This window comes from Neisseria sp. P0022.S010, from assembly GCF_051956635.1.
Map to the genome: position 1 here is coordinate 1 of NZ_JBQCXF010000357.1, position 3,123 is coordinate 3,123.

General features: G+C 49.4%; 4 protein-coding genes. All 4 read left to right on the plus strand.

Features of this window, described 5'->3' with window-relative positions:
* Nucleotides 1-1,094 (plus strand): thiamine pyrophosphate-dependent enzyme (locus tag ACTHUT_RS16640; protein WP_440419114.1); only part of this gene is annotated, 1,094 nt, incomplete at its 5' end.
* A gap of 10 nt (nucleotides 1,095-1,104) precedes the next feature.
* Nucleotides 1,105-1,596: an acetolactate synthase small subunit gene (gene ilvN, locus ACTHUT_RS16645; RefSeq protein WP_003685820.1), complete on the plus strand. Its 492-nt coding sequence runs from the start codon at nucleotides 1,105-1,107 to the stop codon at nucleotides 1,594-1,596.
* Nucleotides 1,597-1,661: 65 nt separating this feature from the next.
* Nucleotides 1,662-1,955 carry a putative quinol monooxygenase gene (locus tag ACTHUT_RS16650; protein WP_070583491.1) on the plus strand — a complete coding sequence of 98 codons (294 nt, stop codon included), beginning with the start codon at nucleotides 1,662-1,664 and terminating at the stop codon, nucleotides 1,953-1,955.
* A 61-nt stretch (nucleotides 1,956-2,016) separates the two neighbouring features.
* Nucleotides 2,017-3,030, plus strand: a complete 1,014-nt coding sequence (gene ilvC / locus ACTHUT_RS16655; RefSeq protein WP_003680040.1) for a ketol-acid reductoisomerase — start codon at nucleotides 2,017-2,019, stop codon at nucleotides 3,028-3,030.
* The last annotated feature ends 93 nt before the right edge of the window (nucleotides 3,031-3,123 follow it).

Genomic DNA, 3,123 nt, shown 5'->3' on the forward strand with positions numbered 1-3,123 from the left:
GCGGCGGCGTGGTTTTGGGCAATGCCTCTGAGGAAATGACCAAATTCGTCCGCATGATCGGCGCTCCTTGTACCGGTACATTGATGGGCTTGGGTGCATACCCTTCCAGCGACCGCCAATTCTTGGGCATGCTGGGTATGCACGGCACTTACGAAGCCAACCTCGCCATGCAGAATGCAGACGTTGTACTGGCAATCGGTGCGCGCTTTGATGACCGCGTGATTTCCGTACCTTCCAAATTCTTTGAAAAAGCCAAAAAAATTATTCATATTGACGTTGACCCGTCCAGCATTGCCAAACGCGTCAAAGTGGATATCCCGATTGTCGGCGACGTAAAAAACGTATTGTCTGAAATGATTCAATTGTGGGGCAAGCAAGAATCTGCACCTGCAGCCGACTCATTGGATAAATGGTGGAAAAGCATTGAAGAATGGCGTTCGCGCAACTGCCTGTGGTTTGATAATGAAAGCGAAATCATCAAACCGCAATACGTCATTCAAAAACTGGCCGAAATCACCAATAATTCTGCCATCATCACTTCCGACGTCGGTCAACACCAAATGTTTACCGCCCAATATTACCCATTCGAGCGTCCTCGCCAATGGCTCAATTCCGGCGGTTTAGGCACAATGGGCGTCGGCTTACCATATGCCATCGGTGCGAAACTGGCTGCTCCTGATCAAGATGTATTCTGTATCACCGGCGAAGGCTCGATTCAGATGAACATCCAAGAGCTGTCCACCTGCTTCCAATACCGCGTTCCGGTGAACGTCGTTACCCTGAACAACGGCTATCTCGGCATGGTTCGCCAATGGCAGGAACTGTATTACGGCAACCGCGAATCGGAAACCTATTTCGATTCCCTGCCCGATTTCGTCAAACTGGCTGAAGCATACGGACACATTGGCATCCGTGTGGACAAAAAATCCGATGTTGAAGGCGCGCTTTTGGAAGCAGTCAAACAAAAAGACCGTTTGGTATTTATGGACTTCTTGACCGACAAGAAACAAAACGTGCTGCCCATGGTCGGCAACGGCAAAGGCTTGGACGAGATGGTTCTGCCGCCGCATATGCGCGAAACATTGTCAGCGTAAGGAGAGAAAAATGCGACATATCTTATCTATTCTGATGGAAAACGAATCAGGTGCGATGAGCCGTGTGGTAGGTTTGTTCTCCGCACGCGATTACAATATCGACTCCTTGGCTGTTGCACCAACCGAAGACAAAACCTTGTCTCGCATGACCATCGTTACCCATGGCGACGAACACGTTATCGAGCAAATCACCAAACAGCTCAACAAACTGATTGAAGTTATCAAAGTGGTCGATTTGAACGAAAGCCGTTTTGTCGAACGCGAGCTGATGTTGGTAAAAGTCCGCGCCGTAGGTAAAGACCGTGACGAATTCCTGCGATTGACCGAAATCTACCGTGGCAGCGTCATTGACGTAACAGACCGCAGCTACACCATCGAAATCACAGGTTCTACCGAAAAACTCGACTCTTTCCTCGAAACAGTCGGACGCGCCCAAATTTTGGAAACCGTACGCACAGGCGCAGCCGGTATCGGCCGTGGCGAGCGTATTTTGAAAATTTAACGCTGTATCTTCAGACGGCCTTTTACTTTCTACAAAGGCCGTCTGAAAAACAGTAGGAGACAAACATGTCAAGCATCCAAATCGTTGCATTAGTTACCGTCAAACCCGAATACACCGAGGCTCTGGCTGCCCAGTTTAAAGAATTGGTCAAAGCCAGCCGTGCAGAAGAAGGCAACATCAGCTACGACCTGCACCAAGAAATCGGCAAACCCAACCGTTTCGTATTCGTAGAAAGCTGGAAATCCCAAGCAGCTATTGACGAACACAATGCCAGCGAACATTTCCAAAACTTCGTCAAATCCATCGAAGGAAAAACCGAAGCATTGGAAATCGTCTTGATGAACCAAGTCCCCGCTTAAACCCCTATTACTTTTAACTCAACCCGGATTATCCGGAACCCTCTTACACTAAGGAAATAAAATGCAAGTTTATTACGATAAAGACGCTGACCTTTCTCTGATCAAAGGCAAAACCGTTGCCATCATCGGTTACGGTTCACAAGGTCACGCACACGCAGCAAACCTGAAAGATTCCGGCGTAAATGTCGTAATCGGTCTGCGCCAAGGCGGCTCTTGGAAAAAAGCCGAAGCAGCCGGCCACGACGTGCGCACCGTTGCTGAAGCAACCAAAGCAGCCGACGTTGTAATGATTCTGTTGCCTGACGAAAACCAACCTATCGTATACAAAAACGAAATCGAGCCTAACTTGAAAGAAGGCGCAGTATTGGCGTTTGCCCACGGCTTCAACGTACACTACAACCAAATCGTACCTCGCGCCGACCTCGACGTTATCATGATCGCCCCTAAAGGCCCAGGCCACACCGTACGCAGCGAATTCCTGAAAGGCGGCGGCGTACCTTCCCTGATCGCCGTTTACCAAGATAAAAGTGGCAAAGCCAAAGACATTGCCCTGTCTTACGCAGCAGCCAACGGCGGCACTAAAGGCGGCGTAATCGAAACCAACTTCCGCGAAGAAACCGAAACCGACCTCTTCGGCGAACAAGCCGTATTGTGCGGCGGTGTGGTCGAGTTGATTAAAACCGGCTTTGAAACCCTGACCGAAGCAGGCTACGCGCCCGAAATGGCCTATTTCGAGTGTCTGCACGAAATGAAGCTCATCGTTGACCTGATTTACGAAGGCGGCATCGCCAACATGAACTACTCCATTTCCAACAACGCGGAGTACGGCGAATACGTTACCGGCGTGGAAGTTATCAACGACAAATCGCGCGAGGCCATGCGCAACGCCTTGAAACGCATCCAAACCGGCGAATACGCCAAAATGTTCATCCAAGAAGGTGCCGTCAACTACGCCAGCATGACTGCCCGCCGCCGCCTGACTGCCGACCACCAAATCGAAAAAGTGGGTGCACAACTGCGTTCTATGATGCCTTGGATCGCTAAAAACAAACTGGTTGACCAAGACAAAAACTAATCTGTCTTTCAAACAAATGAAACCTGCCTGATTACTCAGGCAGGTTTTTATAATTTTAAAACCCAATACACTATAAATCTCACTCAACAAGGC

Coding starts and splice junctions, on each gene's coding strand:
- ACTHUT_RS16650 (WP_070583491.1), top strand. CDS start 1,662: ATGTCAAGCATCCAAATCGTTGCATTAGTTACCGTCAAACCCGAATAC.
- ilvN (WP_003685820.1), top strand. CDS start 1,105: ATGCGACATATCTTATCTATTCTGATGGAAAACGAATCAGGTGCGATG.
- ilvC (WP_003680040.1), top strand. CDS start 2,017: ATGCAAGTTTATTACGATAAAGACGCTGACCTTTCTCTGATCAAAGGC.